Source organism: Paenibacillus sp. P32E (genome assembly GCF_001909085.1).
Taxonomy (GTDB): Bacteria; Bacillota; Bacilli; order Paenibacillales; family Paenibacillaceae; genus Paenibacillus_AQ; species Paenibacillus_AQ helianthi.
Genome location: NZ_LVYY01000035.1, coordinates 85,341 through 107,792 on the forward strand (window position 1 = coordinate 85,341; position 22,452 = coordinate 107,792).

Consider the following 22,452-nt stretch of genomic DNA (forward strand, 5'->3'; position numbering starts at 1 on the left):
CTCCCTTAACACTCTCGATGAATCATTCAAGTTCAAATTAGTGGGACACCGTTTCGCGCATAACCTCCTGAAGTGTGGTCATGCCTTGTGTAACCTTGAGGAAGCCGTCATCCATTAACTGCACAAGCCCATTCTTCCGGGCAGCCCCCTTCAATTCTTCGACCGGGGCCATGTTTGTGATCAGTTCCCGCATAGAGTCATCAATCGTCAGCACTTCATGAATGGCGATACGTCCGCGGTAGCCCGTCGTATTGCAGCTGCCGCAGCCCCGGCCGCGGTGCAGGCTTTCTGCCGGCAGGCCATGCTTACGGAGCACTATTGCCTCCTGTTCGGACGGCTTATACGTTTCCTTGCAGTCATTGCAGATCTTACGGACTAGCCGCTGGGCGACTACCCCGATCAGCGAGGATGCGATGAGATACGGCTCGATCCCCATATCCCGAAGCCTGGAAATGGTGCTGATAGCATCATTGGTGTGCAGCGTCGACAACACAAGGTGGCCTGTCAGCGAGGCTCGAACGGCAATCTCAGCGGTCTCCGTATCGCGGATCTCCCCAACCATGACGATATTCGGATCCTGCCGCAGAATGGAGCGGAGCCCGGCCGCAAAGGTCAATCCGACCGCAGGATTGACATGAACCTGATTGACTCCTTCCAGCTGATACTCCACCGGGTCTTCAACGGTAATAATATTGGTGCTTTCCACATTAAGCTGGCTCAGTGCAGAATACAGGGTCGTCGTTTTCCCGCTGCCGGTGGGGCCGGTAATCAGCAGAATGCCGTAGGGCCTGGCGATCATTTCCCTGAAGGCTGCAGCATTCCGCTCGCTGAAGCCGAGATTTTCCACCGTTTTGATGCCTAAGCTTAAATCCAGCAGCCGGAGCACGATTTTCTCCCCGTGCATGGTCGGCAGTGAGGATACACGGATATCGACCATTTTGTAGTCGAACTGCATCTTGATCCTTCCGTCCTGCGGCAGCCGCCGCTCCGCGATATTCAGCTTGGCCATGATCTTCAGCCTGGCCGTAATAAAGCCCTGCATCTGCTTCGGAATCACCCGTTCTGTCCGCAGTGATCCGTCGATCCGGTAACGGATCGTAAGATGGTTCTCACCCGGATCGACATGAATATCGGAAGCACGCAGTGCAACGGCCTGCTGGATCATCTGGTTGACCAGCCTGACAATCGGTGAATCCTCGTCCGTGATTTCAGTTTCTTCAATTTCTTCCTGGGTCGGCAGCTCTACCATCATCTGGCTCATCGAATCACGCATGCCGTAATGACGGGCTATAGCCCGCTGAAGCTCATCCCGGGTGGAAATAGCAGGTTCAATCCGAAATCCGGTACTCATCCGCAGGTCTTCAATAGCGAAATAATCCAGAGGATCAGCCATGGCAACCATCAGTTTGCCGCCCTCTTTCATAAAAGGCAGAACCTGATAGCGCTTGGCCATGCTCTCCGGAATAATCTGTGTAATGGCCGGATCAATCTGATATTTGAACAAGCTGACATGCGGAATACCGAGCTGAAATTCCAGCACTTCAATAAGCTGTTGTTCAGTAATGTAACCTTGTGAGATCAACAGATCACCGAGCTTGCGTTTGCTCTTTCTCTGTTCACCGAGAGCCTCCACCAGTTGATCCTGAGAGATGATCCCATTCTCTACCAGCAGATCTCCAAGTCTCTTTTTTATGATTGGCAACGTCTGCTCATCTCCACACTATCTAGTTTTAGTTTCCAGTCAGATAAGCAAGGTAACATAGTTTCGCGGAAAAGTAGTTCTAAACTACTACTCTTCTAAATCAACAGGTGAAAATATGTAATTCAGTAGGATTCATTCAAGGAAATCAGTAATAAATTGCCGAAAAGTAGTTCCAATTTCTTAAAATTCAGGGTATTATTTCATAGATAATTATTGCCTATACATGTAAATTGTCCTAGAATGATATATAGCATATAACTGTTTTTTTTACAATTCCGATTTCCATTTCTGGTCAATTTCATACAAGATTCGTAGTTTATAGCAAATATTCAATCTATTATTCGGGGGGGAATTGGAGATGGAATTCATAAGGCGGAGAAAATGGATCTTTATCCCTGGAATCGCACTGCCGATTCTTTTGATCGCCGCTTTTATTCAAGGTTATGTATTGCCTGTGAATGCTTCCGACAATCATTACTCAATCCGCATTCTGGAGATTACCGATCCAACCAGCCCGAGCCTGAAGCTGAGTTCTACTGACCTATTCCCCCAAAGCGAGCTGGACGCTCTGCACAATCAGCCCAACGTCCAGATCGACACCATGACCATGAAGAAGTTCGTCTCGCTGCGTGAGAACTGGGACGGCAAGTATGACGCTGTCTATATCGGCAAAGGCGATTTCAACACAGCAAAAGTCAACAGCACAGGCAGCAGCAGCAACGATGCTCGAAGCAAAGCCCATAACACCACAAGTGTGGAGAATGACATCACCCTCCTTAAGGCTAAGGAAATAACCGATTATTACATCAACAAAGGCTTATATGTATTTTTCAGAAACGAGACTTTCGACGCGCAGGAATCATCCGTTGCCAAACAAGGCCATTTGTATGCCTCTTTCAATACATACCGTACAGCATCAGGCTCCAAATCCAATGTCGTTTTCCTTCCAAATCTGACGGGTCTGAACGCCTTTACTAATAAAATAATAGACGCCTCTTCACCCTTTATAGCCGGCCTGACCCAGCGGCCAAGACTCACGCTAACCAATAAGGAAAATATTGTAAGCTACCGCGATAAGCCTGATCATGTCTACATATCCGGGGACACCCTTAGCTTCGACGTCAAGCTGAACAATGTTTCTGACTTCACGCTACATCCCATAAGGGTCCGCTTGTTCATCAATGTGGATTCTTCACTGCCTATGACCGAAAACAATGTCGTCGCTACCGAAATGATGACCTCTTCGTCGGGCACAATCCGCTATAAACTGCCATCAACCTATTCAGGTCCGCTATACTGGAAAATGGAAATCAGCGATACCCTTACCGGATTAAAGGATTTCGACGCAGATGTTATCCGGTACAGAGGGATTAAACCGGAGATTCATGTTCTTCAGGTTATGCCTGCTGACAAACCGGACAGCAATCTGCTGAGCACGACCAACAAGAACATGACTGCCTCCTACTTGTCTAATACCGATTACGAACTGAAAATCACTGTGCTCGACATGAAAGGGTTCAACAACTACATCGCCCAGCATATCAGCGCCATGGACCAGACCTCTGGTCTGAACGGCAACTACGATATGATCGTGTTTGGCTTTCAGGATATGTACGACCGCGTAACCACACCGATGCTATCCCATGCTGCCGCCGATGCGGTGAAGGCCTTTGCCGAAGAAACCCGGCAAAGCCTGATGCTGACGCATGATACCATTTTCCGCGAGGTTGATGCGAATCCGGCTACACCCGTATTGGACCCGTACGTGGAGAGTACCACCAATGGTGTTAAGAACTACAACTACTGGAGTTCATACTTCCATGACATGGTGGGACAAGCTTTACCCCGGACCTACCTGGGCGGTCAAGCAGTCAATCCTTCCACTTCAGTCGTGCCCGTTAACGAAGGGCTTTTGACACAGTATCCTTTCGATCTCGGCAAGGTTGGCTTAAGCTCAAGCACGGGACGATACACGGTGGCTACGACTCATGACCAGTTCTTCCCGCTAAATCTGGAACGGGCCGATGTCATTCCCTGGTACAACATTTCCGGATCGAACCGGGATACCGATGACAGCTACAACCATTTCTACACGTATTCAGTAGGTAACATCACCTTTTCCGGTACGGGCCATACCAACAGGAACTTTCCCCAATGGGAGCAGATGCTGTTCGTAAATACAATGTACCGTGCCTTCACCGGAGCCAATCACGCCCCCGAAATTACAGTAGCCATGCCGCAGGATCACAGCACCAAACCGTCCTACCAGAACAAGCTCGTTGTCAGCTATACCGTCAATGACTGGGATCTCAAAGATAAGAATCTGATCACCGGCATCAAGTTCAAGACAGGTAATGCATACTTGACTGATTATGTGATGGCCGACAAGACTGTGCAGTCCGGGGAGACGGTAACGCAAACCTTCAACAATCCGCTGCCCGCCGGTGGTGCTCTGCAAATTGAGATTACGGCAAGGGACAGCCAAGGAGCTCTGGCAACCCAAACAGTGAATGTGGCGGTAGAATACGTGGAGTCCAAACTATCCCTCAGCCGGACCGTTTCGCCGAATACGGTGGAACGGGGAAAAGCTGTGACCCTTGCCTATACAATTACTCCTAACCCTATCCCGGCCTATACTGTGCCAAATGCTGAGGCCAGCAGCCAGTTGGTCATTTCAAATATCGGGTATTCCGAGAAATTCCCGGCCATGCTGGAGTTTACGGAGCCTCTGCCGGCAGGAATCACCAAGAGCGGCAGCCTTGCGGAGGGATACACACTAACGGGGAGCTTAGCTGATATCAGGTATGTATTATCCAGAGATGGAACAACTTTTGAGCCCCAGTCCAATCAACCTGTCACGTTCAATCTGACCGCTGTCCCAAGGGAGAAGCGCTCTTATGATCTGGCTGAGTGGAGTTCAAAATTGACGTACTATGAGGTACATTCCGTGAAGACGGGGGGAAATACTTCCGAGGTATTCGATTCCATAAATACACTCAGCAATGAATATAATGCGTTCATCTTAGGAAATGTGAATTTGAGGAGCACCAGCACGGAAGGGCGTATCGCCGCGGCCGGCAATGCAGAGTTCACCAGCTACAGTCTGAATGGACAAGGGGGCACCCGCAGTAATGCATTGGTCGTCGGAGGGAACTTTATCTTCAACGGAGGAAACGGCGCTGCCATCCGCGGGAACGTCACCTATGGGGGCACCTCGACCATTACGCCGAACAATTCCGTTACGGGTACCGTAACCCAAGGGGCTCCCATCAACTTCGCAGACAGCCAGAAGCTCCTGCTTCGCCAGTCCCAAGCCCTTGGCTCTTTAACGGCAAACGGCAGTGTGGACAGCTATCTTAATTTTACAGGTACAGATAATAATCGGAATGTTTTTGAGGTCAGGACAAATGTATTGAATAATATAAAAATCAAAGCTCCCCAAAGCTCGACCGTTATCATCAATGTACATGGTGAATCCGTCTCGATTTCGGGCGGGTTTGATTTAACGAATATACAGAGCAGTCATATTATTCTCAATTTTCCGGAGGCCACATCCGTAACCATCAACGGTGTTGGAGTCCAAGCAAGCGTGCTTGCTCCTGTAGCCAGTGTGCAGTTCGATAATGGTCAGCTTACCGGAACCCTTATCGCCAAAGAGCTGAGTACCCATAACGGAGGCTATCTGAGGCTCGGGGCATTTACCGGGACTCTTCCAGAGGTAGTGAAGGACCCGGAACCTGTCTATCCGCAGAAAACGATCTACTTTAATCCGGCAAGCTTCAAAGCGATTGTTAAGGTAACAGGACTCACCCTGCAGAATGCGCGGATTAATGTAGACACTGAACTGGGGATGAAACCCATGGTCACGGTCCTCCCTGACGATGCAGACAACAAGGATGTCTTCTGGTTATCCCTCAATCCCGAAGTTGTTACAGTAACCGATGAGGGAGTAGTGAAAGGGCTTCAGGCGGGTACTGCTACTATTCAAATTAGGGCAAGAGACGGCAGCGGCATCACAGCAAGCGCTTCTGTGGAGGTGATTTCTCCCGACCTTAACATTATCGGTGCCAACACGGCTTATGTAGGGGAAGAGGCCCGCTTTGAAGCTGTGTACAGTACCGCTGATGAGATTACGGGGTATGAATGGAAGATCAAACCGGGAAGCGATACCGCCGGGGCAGATTTGGTTGTATCTCCGGATTCCCCTTTGAAGAACCATGCTATTCTGGTGGCTGATCATTCCGGTCAGGCTACGCTCGTGGCACAGGTCAATACCAACGTCTCTCCTGCCGGGGCCGCCACCAAAGAGCTTACGGTGACCTTCACGAATCCGGTACGCCAAATCAGGATTGATGGATTGTCACTGGTCAACGTTGGGCAGCAAATCCCGCTGCAGGTACGGGTGATTACGCCAGCCAATGCAGATCCTGCAGTCTACACCTGGAGTCTGGAAGGCGACGGTGGAACCTACGCAGAAATGATTAACGGCTCAGACACCAGCAGCATTCAACTAAAAGGATTAAGGGTCACCGCAACGGACCACCCTATCATCGTTAAAGTTACTACACCGGGACCGGTGCCGGAACAACCGGTAACGGCCACAGCTACCCTTACCGTTGGTGCCAGATTAACCGGCCTTAACCTGCCGGATTCGATTAGCATTGGTGTAGGGAGTGAGAACTCACACAACTTATTCAATGTCCATGATCTTACCCTGTTCCCTGAGAGCATGACACTGGCAGATATCCAGGGCAAACTGGAATGGACGAGCAGCAACCCGGCCGTGGTGACAGTACAGGACGGACTTATTACCGGACTCGTCAAAGGCTCTGCCTTCGTCACCGCTGTCTATAAGGACGATCCTTCCATTCAAGATACCATTCTGGTCAAAGTCACCAATGAAGACCGGTATTAAGTAACCACACCCAAACACCTCCCTGCTGCCTACAGCATCTTGTGCTGATAGGCAACAGGGGGGTGTTCATGTATCTGCTGAAGCCCCACTTAACTATGGATTCTGCTCAATTCAGCTTCAATCCTTCTACACGGATATTGACTGCTTTGACACGGGGGAGACCTGCCTGTTGATCGTTGAAGATCTGGTCATTATAGGATGCTTTGAACCGGATCAGGCGGTTGTCGGGGACAATGTTGATATCGCTTGTGCCACCAGCCGCACTACCCCGCACTGCATTTATGGTTAGATCGCCCTTGGCGAAGAACCCCCCGCTCAGTGAGAAGATCGAGCCCACACCATACAGCTCCGCTGCGGAATCTGTATAGAAAAAAGCATCGAGCGGCGCCGGTTCATCATTGGTGAAAGCGGCCAGCCGGTTGATCAGAATCGGGCCCTGCGAGATAAGCACCAGTTCCTTGCCGTTCAAACCCTTAATCGACGCATCCTCCACGGTGGTCGTATATTCTTCTTGCCCGTTGATGACTTGCGGCTTCTTATACACAAAGAGGGTAGAATCAAACTCCACCTTGCCTCTGATCTCTACTTTACCTGTCACGAGAATATTGGCACGTACCTGAATGGGTGTAGCGCTGCCGTAATTATTGATCCTCAGATCGCCGTCAATGATATACCAGTTGCGGGGTGAAGCCGAATTTTTAGCGTTCTCCGAATACGTGATTCCCCTCAGTTCAGTACCGTCCAAGGTCAAATCTCCATCGTAAATCACTGACTTACTAGGCTGCGTAAGACGCCGAACCGCATCAGCGTATTCTTGTTGAAGCTCCTGCCCATGGTCAGAGACGTCATTAGGATCAGGCTTCGGCGGAAGAACCGGGTGGTCAAACAGACTGGAGTATGTGCCTGTCAGGTAGGCCGCCAGTGTACCGTTCTTCAAGTTCCTGGAGATGTCTGTTCCATTGGCTCCGCTGCCTATGGCCTCGGTGACTTTATCTATGAAGGAGGATTCGACATCCATTTCAACGAAGCTGCGGTGGTTTTTGATTTTGACGTTCTCCTGCAGAATCTTGCCGGTCATCAATGTGGCTGGAGTAATTGTATCTGCTGTACGATCCGGTAACCCCTGCTCCTTATACACTAGTTTACGTAAGGATTGGACATGGGCTTCGCCCGTCAGTTCAAAGGGTTGGGATGTAAACGTATGATTAATGGTTTTGTATGTGTATTGAGCAGTATCATTAATAGTCAGCGTATCACCGGCGTAAATATTGCCCTGGATATAAGGTGCCCCGTTAATAGTCAGATTCTTCTCTGACCCTAATGTATATTTAAGAAAATCAGGAGATGTGTCGATAACTACCGTCTGAGTCAGCATCCGCTTTACCCCGTTGACCTCGGCCTCAGCACTCAGAGTCAGTCTGTAGCTGACAGATTGGCCTGCGTGTCCCGTTCCCGTTTTTTCCGAATGAATGCTTGTAATTTTACCGACTGCTTTTTCCCCATCGGCTTGGAGCAGATCAGTACTGGTAAGAAAACCATTGGAACCCACAGGCAGATTCTGCAGGAAGCTGTTGATTTTGTTATCCAGATCGGCTTGGCTTACGTCCACACCTTTATTAATTTCGTCATTCAGACCAGCCGTAATGTAGGCAACCGCCTCGTCCAATGTCTTTTCCGCCAGGTGAAGGCTCTGAACATCGTTCTTTCGCGTCTCTGTTCGCTGGGCCCCTCCAACCGCTGCGCTGAGCACCCCCATCCCTAGAATGGTCAGCAGCAGAACAATAAACATGACCAGCACAAGTGCGGAGCCCTGCTCTCCATGAAGATGCCGGACCGGATTTCCAAGCCTTCTCTTAAGATTCATTTTGCCCGTTAATGGTTCAGACATCGGCCCTTGGCCTCCTAAAATCCGAATTTGCTTTTCAGTTCCATGGTGTAAGTTCTGCCGTCATATTCCTGTGCCAGCTTCAGTGAGATATGAATCAGTCCGCTCTCGTAGGGAAAAGAGATCTGGGGAGCCCTCCCGTCAGCCGTAGAAGAAGAAATGCCTGAACCTGAGAGACTCGAATGCACTGCAGTCCTCGGGTCGTCCGGGTCAGGAGCCGCTGCTTGCGCACCGATTACAAGCTGGCCTTGTGCAAAAGCAACTTTAACCACTTCGTCTGCGGCTCCTTCTCTTGTTTTCTTCAATAGAATGCCGTCCGCAGTATTTTCCACAATTTTGGGAGAAAACGTATATAGCTCATTCATAATAGAAGACATAATGATGTCTGCTTCATCTCTTAGTGAATTTTCGATCGTTATTTTGTGATAGCTTCGTATACCAAACATCGTAACCACTGAAATCATGCCGACAATCAGCGAGAAAAGCGTCATAGCGGCAATCATTTCGATCAAGGTAAAACCCCGTTCGGACTTCAAACGCTCAGCGTATTTTCTCATCCGTGATATAACCCTCCACTACCGTACTTGAAGTACGGCCTTGAGGGCCGCCGGGTCCTGTGACAGTGACTTCAACCGGAATTAAATAAGGCGCCATTTCCTTTTTGCGTTCGTCCATTTCACCCGCATCGCCGCCGCTGATTCTGCCGGCCAGCATGTCCTGATGTAGATTCGCCTGGTAGACAATGTTCACCTGATAGCTGATATTATTGATTACCGGATTCAGTACGCTGGCGAGTGCATTGGCGTCCGTAACGACGGTCTGATACGCCCCACAGCTTGCCGCGGCTTCTGTAATGGGTACACAGTCTGAGGCCCGAATGCTGGAATGCCCCGGTATGGCGGGATTTGCCCCCTCTGCCTGCTTCCCCTGAAAATATAAACTCATCGTCTCAAAATCCTGCTTTTCCACATAAAACAGCGCATTACGCGCCAGGTTGACCATGATCGTTCGGTTCTGGTTCGATTTGGAGTAGGACATGGCGTTAGTGAAATAGGAGGTCAGCACCAATGAGACAATTGAGAGAATAACAATGGCTGCCAAAACCTCAATCAAGGTAAAGCCCTGCTGCCTGTTCCATAGAGGGCTATGCTTGTCCTTCCGATGCATTCCGTCCGCTCCTTGTGCCAGATTTGATCTAGCCTGCATTTAATTTGACTGCCGATGGGCCAGCTATGTACTTGTGATTTCAAAAGAATACCGTGTCTTCAGTCCTGTATCCAGATCCAAATCTATGAAACTTTATACCTATTTCCATTATATTCTTTCTATTCCTGAACCAGCAATCCTTGTGCGTAAGAATTCTAGAGATTTCTACAATTTATATCTAATTTGTGCTGTGCTATCATTTGGGCTGAATGGAAAGGAGACAACAATATGGCTTTGATCGAATGCAGGTTTTATTCGGATGTCCTGGGACTGAGCACCTCTATGACGGTGATTTTGCCGCAGCAGACCACTACACAGATCGGCATGACTAATGTAACTAAAGGCAAGCTTCACCCCACACTCTATTTACTGCACGGCATGTCGGATGACGACTCCATCTGGCTCCGCCGTACCTCCATTGAGCGTTATGTGGCCCAAATGGGGATCGCCGTGGTGATGCCGCAGGTACACCGGAGCTTTTATACGGATATGGCTGAGGGAGGACGGTACTGGACCTTTATCAGTGAAGAACTGCCGGCACTCGCCCGATCCTTTTTCCCGCTGTCACCGAAACGTGAGGATACCTTTGTGGCCGGGCTCTCGATGGGCGGTTATGGGGCGATGAAGCTGGGACTGCGTAAGCCTGAAACGTTTGCGGCAGCGGCAAGCCTGTCAGGAGCACTCGATATGGCGCATCATTTCTTGAACTGGGAGGATCCAACTAAGATGACTCCGGAGTACGAACAGATTTTTGGCAAAAAGAGTATTGAAAATACCCCCGATGATCTGCTCTGGCTGCTGAAAGAGGCCGACCGCTCCAAGGGACCGAAGCCGCTTCTCTACCAATGCTGTGGCACGGAGGATTTCCTGTACACGGACAACCAGAGCTTCCGCAAGGCTTGCGCCAAAACTTCATTGTCCTTAACTTATGAGGAAGGTCCCGGCGAACACGAGTGGGGTTATTGGGATACCAAGATCCGTGATGTGCTGGCTTGGCTGCCTCTAGGTAAATGAATGGAGACCTGTACCTGAGCCAAGTGGAAAAAGTAAACTTAATTCTCACCACTCTGGCTCCTCTGCAGGTCCAAGTGGAAAAAGTAAACTTATTCCTGGCGGTCTGCACCCTCACGGGTGAATTTGCTCAGATTATGCAAGTAGAATAAGTTTACTATTTCCCACAAACCTCTCAGAAAAATGATTTAAAGCTCATTTAAGTTCACTAATTCCACATTACTCCAATGAAGCTAAACATTCTAATTGGGTGTCATGGTAAAGTGAAGCCCATGCGCTCGCAATGAATTCATCAGTCTGCTTGTCTTCATTCTCTAGTGTTATAGAGCAAAAAGAGACTGTCTTCCCACATCCAATGATGTGGCAGAAAGACAGTCCCTTGGTTCCAGCAGTCTATTTTCAGCCAATTGGCCTCTTCTTACCCTATAGTATTCACATGCTGCGCTATCCACTCACTGGTGTCGTTCAGCGCTACTTCTGCCCGCTGGGTTGCTGCTACGACTTGCACAGATGCCGTACCGCCATAAACGTTGCGTGCATTTACAACAGCCTCCGGCTGGAGCACGGCATAGATCTGCTCATCGAACAGCGGGGAGAACTGCTTGAATTCCTCCAGTGTCAGATCCAGCAGGAATTTGCCTTCGTTAATGCAGTATAGCACCGTCTTGCCAATTACCTCGTGTGCCTGGCGGAAAGGCAGCCCTTTGCCCACCAGGAAGTCGGCGATATCGGTCGCGTTGGAGAAGTCTGTATTCACGGCTTCACGCATCCGGACTTTGTTCACCTTCATGGTGGAGATCATAGGCGCGAACAGCTGCAAGGCACCCGTCAGGGTAGCTACGGTGTCGAACATGCCCTCTTTGTCTTCCTGCATATCCTTATTGTAAGCGAGCGGCAGTGACTTGAGCACAGTCAGCAGGCCGATCAGGTTCCCGTAGACACGGCCGGTTTTGCCGCGTACCAGCTCTGGTACATCCGGATTTTTCTTCTGCGGCATAATGCTGCTGCCTGTACAGAAGGCATCATCCAGCTCTACGAAGCTGAACTCCGTGCTGCTCCACAGCACCAGCTCCTCACTGAGCCGGGAAAGGTGAGTCATCACAAGTGCGGCGTTAGCCAGAAACTCGACGATGAAGTCACGGTCACTGACGGCATCCAGGCTGTTCTCATAGACACTGTCAAATCCGAGCTGCTCCGCCACAAAATGACGGTCAATCGGGAAGGTGGTTCCCGCAAGCGCCCCTGCTCCCAGCGGCAATACGTTGATCCGTTTGTAGCTGTCCATCAGACGCTCCGCATCGCGGCGGAACATGGACACATATGCCAGGAGGTGATGGGCGAACAGGATCGGCTGGGCACGCTGCAGATGCGTGTAACCCGGAACGATGGTCTCCACATTGTCCTTGGCTTGCCCAATCAGCGACTCCTGCAGCTCATGCAACAAGGCTACCAGTTCCACTACACGGTTACGTAGATATAGGTGCATATCCGTAGCCACCTGGTCGTTGCGGCTGCGTCCGGTGTGCAGCTTGCCGCCGACCGGGCCGATCTCCTCGATCAGATTCTTCTCGATATTCATGTGAATGTCTTCATCCGCTACGGAAAAAACAATCTCACCCGCACGTACCTTATGCAGCACCTTGTTCAATCCGTCCTTGATCGTTTCTACATCCTCCAGCGGCAGGATGCCGCATTTGCCCAGCATCGTGACATGGGCCAGACTGCCCTGCACATCCTCTTCAGCAAGTAGCTTATCGAATCCGATAGAGGCTGTGTATTCCTCCACCAGCTTGTTGGTCCCTTTGGTAAAACGTCCGCCCCACAGCTTGCTCACCTGTTGTATCCTCCTCTATTGACGTTAGAAGGGCCGCTCCTGTCCTGACGGGAGGAACGGCCTTCTGCTGTCTGCTTATGTTTGCCCTATCTATATGCCTAACGCTTATCTATTGATTCGATTCCGCCACGCCCGCAGAAACCTTCAGACGCAGGGCATTCAGGCGGATAAAGCCTGTTGCATCCCCCTGATCGTAAGCCTGAGTTGGATCAGCTTCCATGGTGGCGATATCCGGATTGTACAGGCTGACCGGAGACTTCACACCGGCTCCGATGATATTGCCTTTGTACAGCTTGACGCGCACGGTGCCTGTAACGTTCTTCTGGCTTTCCTTCACCAGCGCCTGCAGTGCAAGGCGTTCAGGTGCGAACCAGAACCCGTTGTACACGAGTGTGCTGTATTTAGTAATCAGGCTGTCGCGCAGGTTCATCACTTCACGGTCCATCGTGATGGACTCCATTTTGCGGTGGGCTGTGAACAGGATCGTTCCACCCGGAGTTTCGTACACACCCCGGCTCTTCATGCCGACAAAACGGTTCTCCACCATGTCGACGCGTCCAATTCCATGCTTGCCGCCCAGCTCGTTCAGCTTCTCCATGACTTGCAGCGGAGTTAGCGGCTCGCCATTCAGTGCGATACAGTCGCCCTTGAGAAAGTCCAGCTCCAGGTATTCCGCTTGATCCGGAGCATCCTCCGGTGCGTTACTGAGAAGGAACATGCCTTTGTTCTCCGGTGCACTTGGATCGAACCAGGGATCTTCGAGCACGCCACTCTCATAGCTGATGTGCAGAAGGTTGCGGTCCATGGAATAAGGCTTGGCCGCCGAGGCCTGAACCGGAATTCCATTGGCTTCTGCATAAGCGATCATTTCTGCACGGCCCGGGAACTGGTTGCGGAATTCTTCAAGCCGCCAAGGCGCAATCACCTTGATGCTTGGCGACAAAGCTGCCGCATTCAGCTCGAATCGCACCTGGTCATTCCCTTTGCCGGTTGCGCCATGGGCAATAGCCGTCGCGCCTTCAGCAATGGCAATGTCCACCATACGCTTCGCAATCAGCGGACGGGCGATGCTGGTACCGAGCAGATACTGGCCTTCATACAAAGCGCCCGATTGGAACATCGGGTAGATGAAGTCATTAGCGAACTCGTCGCGCAGGTCATCGATATAGACCTTCGATGCGCCGGTAGCGAGGGCTTTTTCCTCCAGGCCTTCCAGCTCTTCCTTCTGTCCGATATCAGCTGTAAATGCAATAATCTCAGCGTCATACGTTTCTTTCAGCCATTTCAGGATGACCGAGGTATCCAGCCCGCCGGAATAGGCGAGCACAATTTTTTCTTTAGCCATGGGGGTGCAACTTCCTTTCGTGTGGGGGGTGTAGGATGAACTTCTTAAGACTGCTTATAGAAATCGGTGCCCGGGCGCAGCTGCGTGAAATGTTTGGACTTTCGGCCGCTGTTATAATCGGATTTCTGTGATTTTAAGCCCGCAGGCTGCGGGGGAAATCCGATTATAAAGGCGGACGCTGACGCTCCTACAGTTCCAAACTTTCACTCCGCTGCTTCGCACCAGATTCTAACGCTCAATATTAAGTTCAACCTATATAATGTTTTATATAGTATAAGATCAAGCAAGAGCCTTGCCTGACTTGCATAATCAACTTTCATTTATCCATATCGTTGCTAACTCTGAGCTTTATTTAGCCCGGTAAATCACTACTTAGCCCATCAAAGCAGCCATCAGCGCTTTCTGCGCATGCAGACGGTTTTCCGCCTGGTCGAAGATAACCGAGTTCGGGCCGTCGATTACGCCGGTGCTAACCTCTTCCTCACGGTGGGCCGGCAGGCAGTGCAGGAACAGATAGTCGCTTTTCGCGCCTTTGACCAGTTCTTCGTTGACCTGATAGTCCTTAAAGGCGGCCTCACGCGCGAGCTGCTCGGCTTCGAAGCCCATACTTGCCCATACGTCCGTGTAGATGACATCCGCGTCCTGTACGGCTTCCTGCGGGCTGCGGGTAACCACAATCACTGAGCCGGTCCCCTTGGCAATCTCCCGTGCCTCCGCCACTACAGCCGCATCGGGCTCATAGCCCTCGGGTCCGGCAATGGAGACATGCACACCCAGCTTGGCACCGCCGATCAGCAGGGAATGCGCCATATTGTTACCATCGCCGATATAAGCCAGCTTCAAGCCCTTCAGCTTGCCCTTGTGCTCATAGACGGTCTGGTAATCGGCCAGCACCTGGCAGGGATGCGCCAGATCGCTTAGTCCGTTGATGACAGGAACCGAAGCATATCGAGCCAGATCCTCCACTTTATCATGGCCGAAGGTACGGATCATAATGCCGTCCAGATAACGCGACATCACCTGTGCCGTATCGCCCACGGTTTCTCCGCGTCCGAGCTGGATATCATTTTTACTCAAGAACAACGCATGACCTCCAAGCTGGAACATGCCCACTTCGAACGATACGCGTGTGCGGGTCGAGGATTTTTCAAAAATAAGCCCAATCGTCTTCCCCTTTAGCGGCTGGTAGACCTCACCGCTCTTCTGCTTGCGCTTGAGCTCGATCGCCAAATCAATCAAATACGTAATTTCCTCCGGGCTGTAGTCGTTCAGCTCCAGCAAATCACGGCCTTTGAGCTGCTGCGCGAGTTTTCCGGTATCGCTGTGTACTTCCTGGCTCATGAACCTGCCTCCCATTTTCCATTGTTATAGAACGTGAACTTAAGAATGTAATATACGGAGTTGCCAGAAAGCCTTAAGTATAAGGCTTTACGGCAACTCCCTGCTTCATTCTTAAGTTCATCTTATTTAGCATAAGTATGAATGAGTTCCGAAAGGATGTCCACCGCCTGGTGGATCTCCTCAGTGCTTACATACAGGTTAGGCAGCAGCCGAATGACATTCGGTCCGGCCTGTACGAACAGCAGCCCGCGTTGCTGTCCGGCCAGCACGATATCCGCTACAGGTGCCGCACATTCAATGCCGATGAGCAGGCCTTTGCCGCGGATTTCCTGCACAAAAGGTGTATCTGCCAGCTTCTCTCTAAGCAGCCCTTTCAGATATTCGCCCATTTCGGCAGCTCGCTGCGCCAGATTGTCTTCAAGCATCGTTTCGATCGTCGCTTCCATCACTGCTGCCGCAAGTGGCGTTCCGCCGAAGGTGGACGCATGGCTGCCTGGGCTGAAAGCTTCACGCAAATAACCTTTGCCAAGCATCACACCTGCGGGGAAGCCGCTGGCGACTCCTTTGGCCAGAGTGAATATATCCGGCTCAATGCCGTAGTGCTGATGCGCAAACAGCTTGCCTGTGCGGCCCATACCGGTCTGCACCTCGTCCACGATCAGCAGCAATCCGTGCTCCTTGCACAGTTCTACCACCGCATCCAGGAATTCCTGCTGCACCTCCAGCACGCCGCCCTCAGCCAAAATCATCTCCAGCATAATGGCTGCTGTATTCTCGGAAATAGCCGCCTTCAGCGCCGGAAGATCATGCAGAGGCACGGTCTTGAAGCCTGCCGGGAGCGGCAGGAAGCCTTCTTTTACCTTCTGCTGTCCGGTAGCTGTCAACGTCGCCAAGGTACGTCCATGGAAGGATTGCTCGAAGGTAATCACTTCATAGCGCCCCGTTCCCTTCACCTTCTGGTGATAACGGCGCGCCAACTTGATCGCTGCTTCGTTCGCTTCGGCCCCGCTGTTGCAAAAGAACACCTGATCCGCACAGCTGTTAGCCGTCAGCAATGCCGCCACCCGGTCCTGTCCCGGAATGTGGAACAGATTCGAGACATGCCACAAGGTATCAATCTGTGCCTTCAGCTTGGCCCCAACCTTCTCCGGTGCATGCCCCAGACTCGTTACAGCCAGGCCGCACATGAAATCGAGATACTTGTTGCCCTGATCATCCCATACCCAGCTGCCTTTGCCCTTGACCAGACTAATGTCGTATCTGGCGTAGGACGGGAATACCGCACTCAGCTTGGCAGGAGCAGCCTCCTGAACCTCCTTTTCCACTGAACGGTCCTGCGGTGCCCCTGTCAAAGAATCTTTTTCCGCTTGTGTAAGCTCACTCATTCTTAGTCACTCTCCCACCATGCTGCTTCCGGTATTCCCGTCAGCGCTTGTTATTAGTTATGAACGAATAATCCGTGTTCCCAGCTCTTCACCCTGCAGCACCCGGCTGAGCACCCGTGGCTCTTTGCCGTCAACAATCACTACTTCGGACACACTGCCCTGAATACAATCGATCGCCGCGCGTACTTTGGGAATCATCCCGCCATAAATTTCGCCGCTTTCGATCAAGTCTTCAATCTGTCCCACCGTCACAGACGGGAGTATCGTTTTGCGGCCCTCCTGTGTACGCATTATGCCCGGAACATCCGTAACGACGATCATTTGGGGCGACCCGATAAAAGAAGCCACCGCCCCCGCCGCCGTATCCGCATTAATGTTGTATCGCTGGCCTCCAGCATCCACACCAATCGGCGCGATTACAGGGATATAGCCCATCGCCAGAACACCCTGCACAATCTCTGCGTTGACCTCTGTCACTTCACCAACCAGCCCCACTTCATCACTGTTCGCGACCAGCCGGGCGGTGATCAGCCGTCCATCCACACCGGATAAGCCTAGCGCTTGCCCCCCGCTGCCCTGAATCCTTCGGACAATTGCCTTGTTAATGCTTCCGGCCAGCGTCATCTCCACCACATCCAGCACTTCCTCGGTCGTCACCCGCAGGCCGTTCACGAAGCGGCTCTCAATGCCAAGCTTCTCCAGATTGCCGGATATCGCCGGCCCACCTCCGTGCACGATGACGGGCTGGGCACCGCTCTCCTGCAGCTCCCGCAAATCATCAAAAAACGAATCCGGAAGCGCCGCCAGCGTACTGCCGCCACATTTCATCACGAACAGTCCGCCAGCTTTATGATTCTCAGTAGGTTCTATAGTCATTTTTCGTTATCCTCCCCGTAAGTGGAGTGCCAGCCATGAATCAGGTACGGTATGCGGCATTAATGCGCACATAATCGTACGTCAGGTCGCATCCCCAGGCAGTAGCCTTGCCGTCTCCGTCAGACAAAGCTACGGTAATCAGCACGGTATCGCTTTTTTGCAAATAATGCAGGGCTTTCTCTTCATCAAAAGCCACTGGCCGCGACTGCTTGAGCACCTCAATCCCGCCAAGTGATATATCCACCCGTTCCGGCGATACCGGCACCCCTGCGCGTCCTACTGCGGCAATCACTCTCCCCCAATTGGCATCTGCGCCAAAAATCGCTGATTTCACAAGACTGGAGCCGACCACCGTTTTGGCAATTGCAGCCGCAGCCTCATCGTGTACCGCACCACTGATCTGCACCTCAATCAGCTTCGTCGCCCCTTCACCATCACGGGCAATGGCCATGGCCAGACTCTGGCAGACATGCGTAAATGCCGCGGCAAAGGCATCCCAGTCCGCATGCAGACGTGTCAGCTTTTCATTCCCCGCAAGTCCGCTCGCCATCGTAATCAGCATATCATTAGTGCTTGTATCTCCATCTACCGTAATCATATTAAAAGTCGTATTCGTCGCAGTACGCAACAGACTGAGCAAATCATCGCCGTCAATTACAGCATCCGTGGTCATGAAACCCAGCATGGTTGCCATATTGGGATGAATCATCCCCGAACCTTTGGCAGCTCCGGCAATCGTTACTTCTATACCCCCGACTCTTACTTTCACACAGCATTCTTTTTTGACCAGATCTGTGGTGAGGATCGCCTGGCAGAACTCCTCTGCTCCGGCAGCTCCTCCGTCCAGCTTCTCAGGCAGTCCGGCAATCCCGCTTCGCACACAGTCCATCTTCAGCAATTCGCCGATCACACCCGTAGAAGCAACCGCAACATCCTGTTCATTCACGCCTAAGCGGCGGGCTGCGGCAGCACGCATTTCATAGGCATCGGCTTCGCCTTGATCACCTGTACAGGCATTCGCATTCCCGCTGTTCACGATAACTGCCTGAAGTGTACCATTCACCAGACTCTCCCGCGTTACCTTAAGCGGTGCAGCCTGAAAAACATTCGTTGTATATACAGCAGCCGCTGTCGCCGGAACCTCGCAGAGGATGGCTGCCAGGTCATTGCGCTCTGTTTTTTTGAGGCCGCAGTGCAGCCCGCCAGCCCTGAATCCCTTAGGTGTCGTAACACTTCCGCCTTCCAAGACGGTAAAACCTTGCTTATCACTCATTGTATAGTTGACCGCTGAACCTTAAGGATACACTGGTGTGTAGCCCAGGCCGCGGGTTTCCTCCCATCCCATCATCAAATTCAGGTTCTGAATCGCTTGCCCTGCTGCGCCCTTAACAATATTGTCAATGACGGATACAATGGTCACCCGACCTGTACGGGCATCTGTGGCAAAACCGATATCACAATAATTAGAACCGCTGACCTCTTTGGTTGCTGGCAGCACACCAGCGTCACGAACCCGCACAAACGGCCGTCCTGCATAATATTTACGGTATAAGTCCACAAAATCCTGCTCGTTGTACCCACCGTTCATCCCGGCGTACATCGTACTCATAATCCCGCGGGTCATCGGCACGAGATGTGTAGTGAATGTCACCGTCACTTTCTCTCCGGATATCTCCGTCAGGGTCTGTTCAATCTCCGGAATATGCTGATGCTTGTTCACCTTATACGCTTTTAAATTCTCGTTGATTTCGGAGTAATGGACCATCAGACTCGTTCCCCGGCCTGCCCCGGACACACCCGATTTCGCATCAATAATAATACTGTCATGCTTGATCCAGCCCGCCTGCAGCGCCGGAATTAAGCCCAGCAGCGAAGCGGTAGAATAACAGCCCGGATTGGAAATGAAGTCTGCCCCGGCCGTACGTTCGCCGAACACTTCGCATAATCCGTATACAGCCTGCTGCAAATAGGAATCAGACGGAGCCGGATGCTTATACCATTGCTCATACTCTGCGCCGTCCTTCAGCCGGAAGTCACCAGACAGATCGACGACCTTCAGACCTGCCTCCAGCAGCTGCGGCACCAGCTTGGCACTGACACCCGACGGTGTTGCTGTAAATACCACATCCGCCCTGCCGGCAATCTCTGCCGCGTCCACTCCATCCAGATTGCGCTGCACAATGCCTGTTAAATGAGGAAACCCTTCCTCAATAGGCGCACCTGCACTTGAAGAGGAAATCACTGAAGTAATCTCTATATCAGGATGGTTCTGCAGCAGCCTGATCAGCTCCACGCCCCCATAACCCGTTGATCCAACAATTGCCGCTCTCAGCTTGCCTGTCACTGTCATCCCCGCTTCCTGCCTGTTATGAATATCATAGATACCGTCCTTCGAAATATGTATTATTATACGACCGAATTAATATAAATACAACATGTAACGTCAAGTTTATTAAGCAAAAAAGATATTTGCGTGAAGCACATTATACTTGTATTTCCAAAAAAAGAGTGCAGCCCCTAAGGAGACTGCACTTCTCTTTTAAACCCTTCGCCCAGCACTTCATGTGCCTCGGTAATAATGACGAACGCCCCCGGATCAACGGAACGCACAATTGCCTTCAGCCGGGTAATCTCATTTTGGCCCACAACGACCATAAGCACTGTGCGGTTATCGCCAGTATAGCCGCCTTGCGCATTCAGCTTGGTCAGACCACGGTCCAGATCGTTCAGGATCGCCTGAGAGATCTCTTCCGTCTTATCGGCAATGATGTAAGCCACCTTGGTCGAGCTGAAGCCAACCTCCAGCGCGTTGATGACCCGGCCCGTCACAAACAAGCCAATCAGCGCATACATTGCCTGTTCCATTCCCAGTACAAAAGCAGCCAGCGTAATCACCGTACCATCCAGCAGCACCACAGACAGCGAGAAGCTGAATCCCGTAATCTTCTGAATGATTTGCGCTAAAATGGTCAAGCCTCCCGTGGAGCCGCGTCCACGGAATACCAGCCCCAGACCCAACCCCACCCCAATCCCGCCATAAATAGAAGCCAGCAGCGGATTCGTGGTCGGCACAGGCCCGTCTTTCGTCAAAAAAATAAACAGCGGCAGCACAAAGCTGCCGAGCAACGACCGAATTCCATATTGTTTGCCCAGGAATATCACCCCAAGAATAAACAGCGGAATGTTCAGCGCCCACTGGGTGAAGGCAGGTTCGGCTTTAAACCAGGCTTCCGCGAGTACGGATAACCCCGATACCCCTCCGGAAGCGATTTGGTTCGGCAGAAAAAACAGATTAAAAGCAAGCCCCGTAATCAGTGAGCCCACCAGAATCAGCACAATATCCACCGTATGGCGCAATGGTCCGTTCAGCGGAATCAGCGGGGGTTTATTGCGTGAATTGATTTTTTGCATGCAGAGTTATTCTCCTTAACGTTTATACTTGAAGCTATTATACACCCTAAACTTCTCAAAAAAATTCCTACACCTCCGAAGACGCGTAGGAATTATCATTATCCCCTTATTCTGCTTCTGTCTTAATCTGGCTGCGCAAATATCCGTCGATAAAAGCGTCCAGATCGCCGTCCATCACCGCTCCAACATTACCGGTTTCCACGGAAGTACGGTGATCCTTTACCATACTATAGGGATGGAATACATAGGAGCGGATCTGGCTTCCCCATGCAATATCCGATTGCTCGCCGCGAATCTCATCGAGATGTTGCTGCTGCTCCTGCAGCTTGCGCTCATACAGCTTGGAACGCAGCATTTTCATCGCCTGTTCCCGGTTCTTGATCTGTGAGCGTTCATTCTGGCACGTTACCACTACGCCGGTAGGCAAGTGAGTAATACGTACTGCAGAATCCGTTGTATTGATGTGCTGACCGCCCGCACCACTGGCCCGGTACGTATCGATCTTCAGATCCTCTGTACGGATATCCACCTCTACATCATCTGCAATCTCGGGTACCACATCACAGGATACAAACGAGGTATGGCGTCTGCCTGAGGCATCGAACGGGGAAATGCGCACCAGCCGGTGTACCCCCTTTTCGGCTTTCAGATAGCCATAGACATTGTAGCCTTTGATCAAAAGCGTAACACTCTTAATCCCCGCTTCGTCGCCCGGCAAATAATCCAGGACCTCTACCTTGAAGCCGCGTTTCTCCGCCCAGCGGGTATACATGCGTAACAGCATCTGCCCCCAATCCTGGGACTCCGTTCCGCCAGCACCGGGATGCAGCTCCAATATGGCATTGAGCTTGTCATACGGCTGGTTGAGCAGCAGCTGAAGCTCGAATTCATCGACCTTACCAGCCACACTGCGAATCGTTCCAGCAACCTCTGCCGCCAAATCCTCATCGCCCTCTTCATCCGCCAGCTCCGCCATCATCGCGGCATCATCATATTCTTGCTGCAGCTTCTCATATTGATCTACGGATGATTTCACCGCGTTCATCTCGGCGATGACGCCTTGTGCCTTCTCTGGATCATCCCAGAATCCGGGCGCTGCCATCTTTTCTTCGAAGTTGGATATCATCTCCTGCTTCAGATCTAAGTCAAAGAGACCCCCTAAGGTCTGTAAGTTTCTTGCCTATTTCACGCAGGTCCTGCTTAACATTAGGATCAATCATGTGTGATCACTTCACCTTTCAATATAAAATCATTGCGCCGGGCGGCTGGATTGAGCCTGGGGCATATAGTTGATAACCCTCGCTGCCGGAAGCTCGTCTTCTTTAACACTCGTTTCCGGTGATGGACGTAACTGCGGGGAATGTTTGGACTTCCGGCCGCTGTTGTTCACAGATTTCCTGATTGGAGACCGCCGCCCGCGGTTGAAATCTGTGAACAAAGGCGGACGCATTCGCTCCTCCAGTTCCAAACTTCCCCTCCGTTACTCCCACCTGAATCCAGGTTTCAAGAATTACGCCTTCCGCTTCGCTCAGGAATCAACA

16 protein-coding genes are annotated in these 22,452 nt (G+C 51.4%); 2 read left to right on the top strand and 14 right to left on the bottom strand.

The window, feature by feature from the left end:
- Nucleotides 1-37 precede the first annotated feature (37 nt).
- A complete protein-coding gene (locus A3848_RS23280; RefSeq protein ID WP_074087266.1) occupies nucleotides 38-1,702 on the bottom strand; it encodes a GspE/PulE family protein in 1,665 nt (554 codons plus the stop codon).
- 358 nt (nucleotides 1,703-2,060) lie between these two features.
- Between A3848_RS23280 and A3848_RS23285 the strand changes: the two genes are divergently transcribed.
- Entirely contained in the window at nucleotides 2,061-6,617 is a 4,557-nt protein-coding gene (locus A3848_RS23285; protein WP_074087267.1) for a collagen-binding domain-containing protein, read from the top strand.
- A gap of 106 nt (nucleotides 6,618-6,723) precedes the next feature.
- Here A3848_RS23285 and A3848_RS23290 read toward each other — a convergent pair whose 3' ends face one another.
- From A3848_RS23290 to A3848_RS23300, 3 genes are read right to left on the bottom strand one after another with little or no spacing between them, the layout of a single operon-like run.
- Complete coding sequence (locus tag A3848_RS23290; protein ID WP_074087268.1) at nucleotides 6,724-8,505, bottom strand: hypothetical protein; 1,782 nt, start codon at nucleotides 8,503-8,505, stop codon at nucleotides 6,724-6,726.
- A gap of 14 nt (nucleotides 8,506-8,519) precedes the next feature.
- Nucleotides 8,520-9,059, bottom strand: coding sequence for a PilW family protein (locus A3848_RS23295; RefSeq protein ID WP_074087269.1), 540 nt, complete (start codon nucleotides 9,057-9,059; stop codon nucleotides 8,520-8,522).
- Nucleotides 9,043-9,669: a type IV pilus modification PilV family protein gene (locus A3848_RS23300; protein ID WP_074087270.1), complete on the bottom strand. Its 627-nt coding sequence runs from the start codon at nucleotides 9,667-9,669 to the stop codon at nucleotides 9,043-9,045. The genes A3848_RS23295 and A3848_RS23300 overlap by 17 nt, the downstream gene beginning before the upstream one ends.
- Before the next feature lie 267 nt (nucleotides 9,670-9,936).
- Between A3848_RS23300 and A3848_RS23305 the strand changes: the two genes are divergently transcribed.
- Nucleotides 9,937-10,722: an alpha/beta hydrolase gene (locus tag A3848_RS23305; RefSeq protein ID WP_074087271.1), complete on the top strand. Its 786-nt coding sequence runs from the start codon at nucleotides 9,937-9,939 to the stop codon at nucleotides 10,720-10,722.
- A gap of 415 nt (nucleotides 10,723-11,137) precedes the next feature.
- Here A3848_RS23305 and argH read toward each other — a convergent pair whose 3' ends face one another.
- From argH to A3848_RS23355, 10 genes are all read right to left on the bottom strand, one after another.
- A complete protein-coding gene (gene argH / locus A3848_RS23310; protein ID WP_074087272.1) occupies nucleotides 11,138-12,553 on the bottom strand; it encodes an argininosuccinate lyase in 1,416 nt (471 codons plus the stop codon).
- Nucleotides 12,554-12,662: 109 nt separating this feature from the next.
- Nucleotides 12,663-13,898 (bottom strand): argininosuccinate synthase, encoded by a 1,236-nt coding sequence (locus A3848_RS23315; protein ID WP_074087273.1) that lies wholly within the window; start codon nucleotides 13,896-13,898, stop codon nucleotides 12,663-12,665.
- A 372-nt stretch (nucleotides 13,899-14,270) separates the two neighbouring features.
- Nucleotides 14,271-15,239, bottom strand: coding sequence for an ornithine carbamoyltransferase (argF, locus tag A3848_RS23320; protein ID WP_074087274.1), 969 nt, complete (start codon nucleotides 15,237-15,239; stop codon nucleotides 14,271-14,273).
- 122 nt (nucleotides 15,240-15,361) lie between these two features.
- The gene (locus tag A3848_RS23325) at nucleotides 15,362-16,624 is read right to left on the bottom strand and encodes an aspartate aminotransferase family protein (RefSeq protein WP_074087275.1); all 1,263 of its coding nucleotides are present in this window, start codon (nucleotides 16,622-16,624) and stop codon (nucleotides 15,362-15,364) included.
- 57 nt (nucleotides 16,625-16,681) lie between these two features.
- On the bottom strand, nucleotides 16,682-17,500 hold the full coding sequence (argB, locus tag A3848_RS23330; protein ID WP_074087276.1) for an acetylglutamate kinase: 819 nt from the start codon (nucleotides 17,498-17,500) through the stop codon (nucleotides 16,682-16,684).
- Nucleotides 17,501-17,540: 40 nt separating this feature from the next.
- Entirely contained in the window at nucleotides 17,541-18,773 is a 1,233-nt protein-coding gene (gene argJ / locus A3848_RS23335; protein ID WP_074087277.1) for a bifunctional glutamate N-acetyltransferase/amino-acid acetyltransferase ArgJ, read from the bottom strand.
- Between the two features lie 21 nt (nucleotides 18,774-18,794).
- Nucleotides 18,795-19,850, bottom strand: a complete 1,056-nt coding sequence (gene argC / locus A3848_RS23340; RefSeq protein WP_074087278.1) for an N-acetyl-gamma-glutamyl-phosphate reductase — start codon at nucleotides 19,848-19,850, stop codon at nucleotides 18,795-18,797.
- Nucleotides 19,851-20,017: 167 nt separating this feature from the next.
- Entirely contained in the window at nucleotides 20,018-20,911 is an 894-nt protein-coding gene (locus tag A3848_RS23345) for a YitT family protein (RefSeq protein WP_074087279.1), read from the bottom strand.
- 106 nt (nucleotides 20,912-21,017) lie between these two features.
- Nucleotides 21,018-22,131 (bottom strand): peptide chain release factor 2 gene (gene prfB, locus A3848_RS23350; RefSeq protein ID WP_143191777.1). Its coding sequence is split into 2 segments (ribosomal slippage): nucleotides 21,018-22,058 and nucleotides 22,060-22,131, totalling 1,113 coding nucleotides; the frame shifts between segments, so codons are not numbered across the junction.
- A gap of 29 nt (nucleotides 22,132-22,160) precedes the next feature.
- Nucleotides 22,161-22,379, bottom strand: a complete 219-nt coding sequence (locus A3848_RS23355; RefSeq protein ID WP_074087281.1) for a hypothetical protein — start codon at nucleotides 22,377-22,379, stop codon at nucleotides 22,161-22,163.
- Between the last annotated feature and the right edge of the window lie 73 nt (nucleotides 22,380-22,452).

Excerpts from the sequence above, each read along its gene's own strand:
- A3848_RS23285 (WP_074087267.1), top strand. The coding sequence starts at position 2,061 with ATGGAATTCATAAGGCGGAGAAAATGGATCTTTATCCCTGGAATCGCA.
- A3848_RS23290 (WP_074087268.1), bottom strand. The coding sequence starts at position 8,505 with ATGTCTGAACCATTAACGGGCAAAATGAATCTTAAGAGAAGGCTTGGA.
- A3848_RS23295 (WP_074087269.1), bottom strand. The coding sequence starts at position 9,059 with ATGAGAAAATACGCTGAGCGTTTGAAGTCCGAACGGGGTTTTACCTTG.
- A3848_RS23300 (WP_074087270.1), bottom strand. The coding sequence starts at position 9,669 with ATGCATCGGAAGGACAAGCATAGCCCTCTATGGAACAGGCAGCAGGGC.
- A3848_RS23305 (WP_074087271.1), top strand. The coding sequence starts at position 9,937 with ATGGCTTTGATCGAATGCAGGTTTTATTCGGATGTCCTGGGACTGAGC.
- A3848_RS23315 (WP_074087273.1), bottom strand. The coding sequence starts at position 13,898 with ATGGCTAAAGAAAAAATTGTGCTCGCCTATTCCGGCGGGCTGGATACC.
- argF (WP_074087274.1), bottom strand. The coding sequence starts at position 15,239 with ATGAGCCAGGAAGTACACAGCGATACCGGAAAACTCGCGCAGCAGCTC.
- A3848_RS23325 (WP_074087275.1), bottom strand. The coding sequence starts at position 16,624 with ATGAGTGAGCTTACACAAGCGGAAAAAGATTCTTTGACAGGGGCACCG.
- argB (WP_074087276.1), bottom strand. The coding sequence starts at position 17,500 with ATGACTATAGAACCTACTGAGAATCATAAAGCTGGCGGACTGTTCGTG.
- argJ (WP_074087277.1), bottom strand. The coding sequence starts at position 18,773 with ATGAGTGATAAGCAAGGTTTTACCGTCTTGGAAGGCGGAAGTGTTACG.
- argC (WP_074087278.1), bottom strand. The coding sequence starts at position 19,850 with ATGACAGTGACAGGCAAGCTGAGAGCGGCAATTGTTGGATCAACGGGT.
- A3848_RS23345 (WP_074087279.1), bottom strand. The coding sequence starts at position 20,911 with ATGCAAAAAATCAATTCACGCAATAAACCCCCGCTGATTCCGCTGAAC.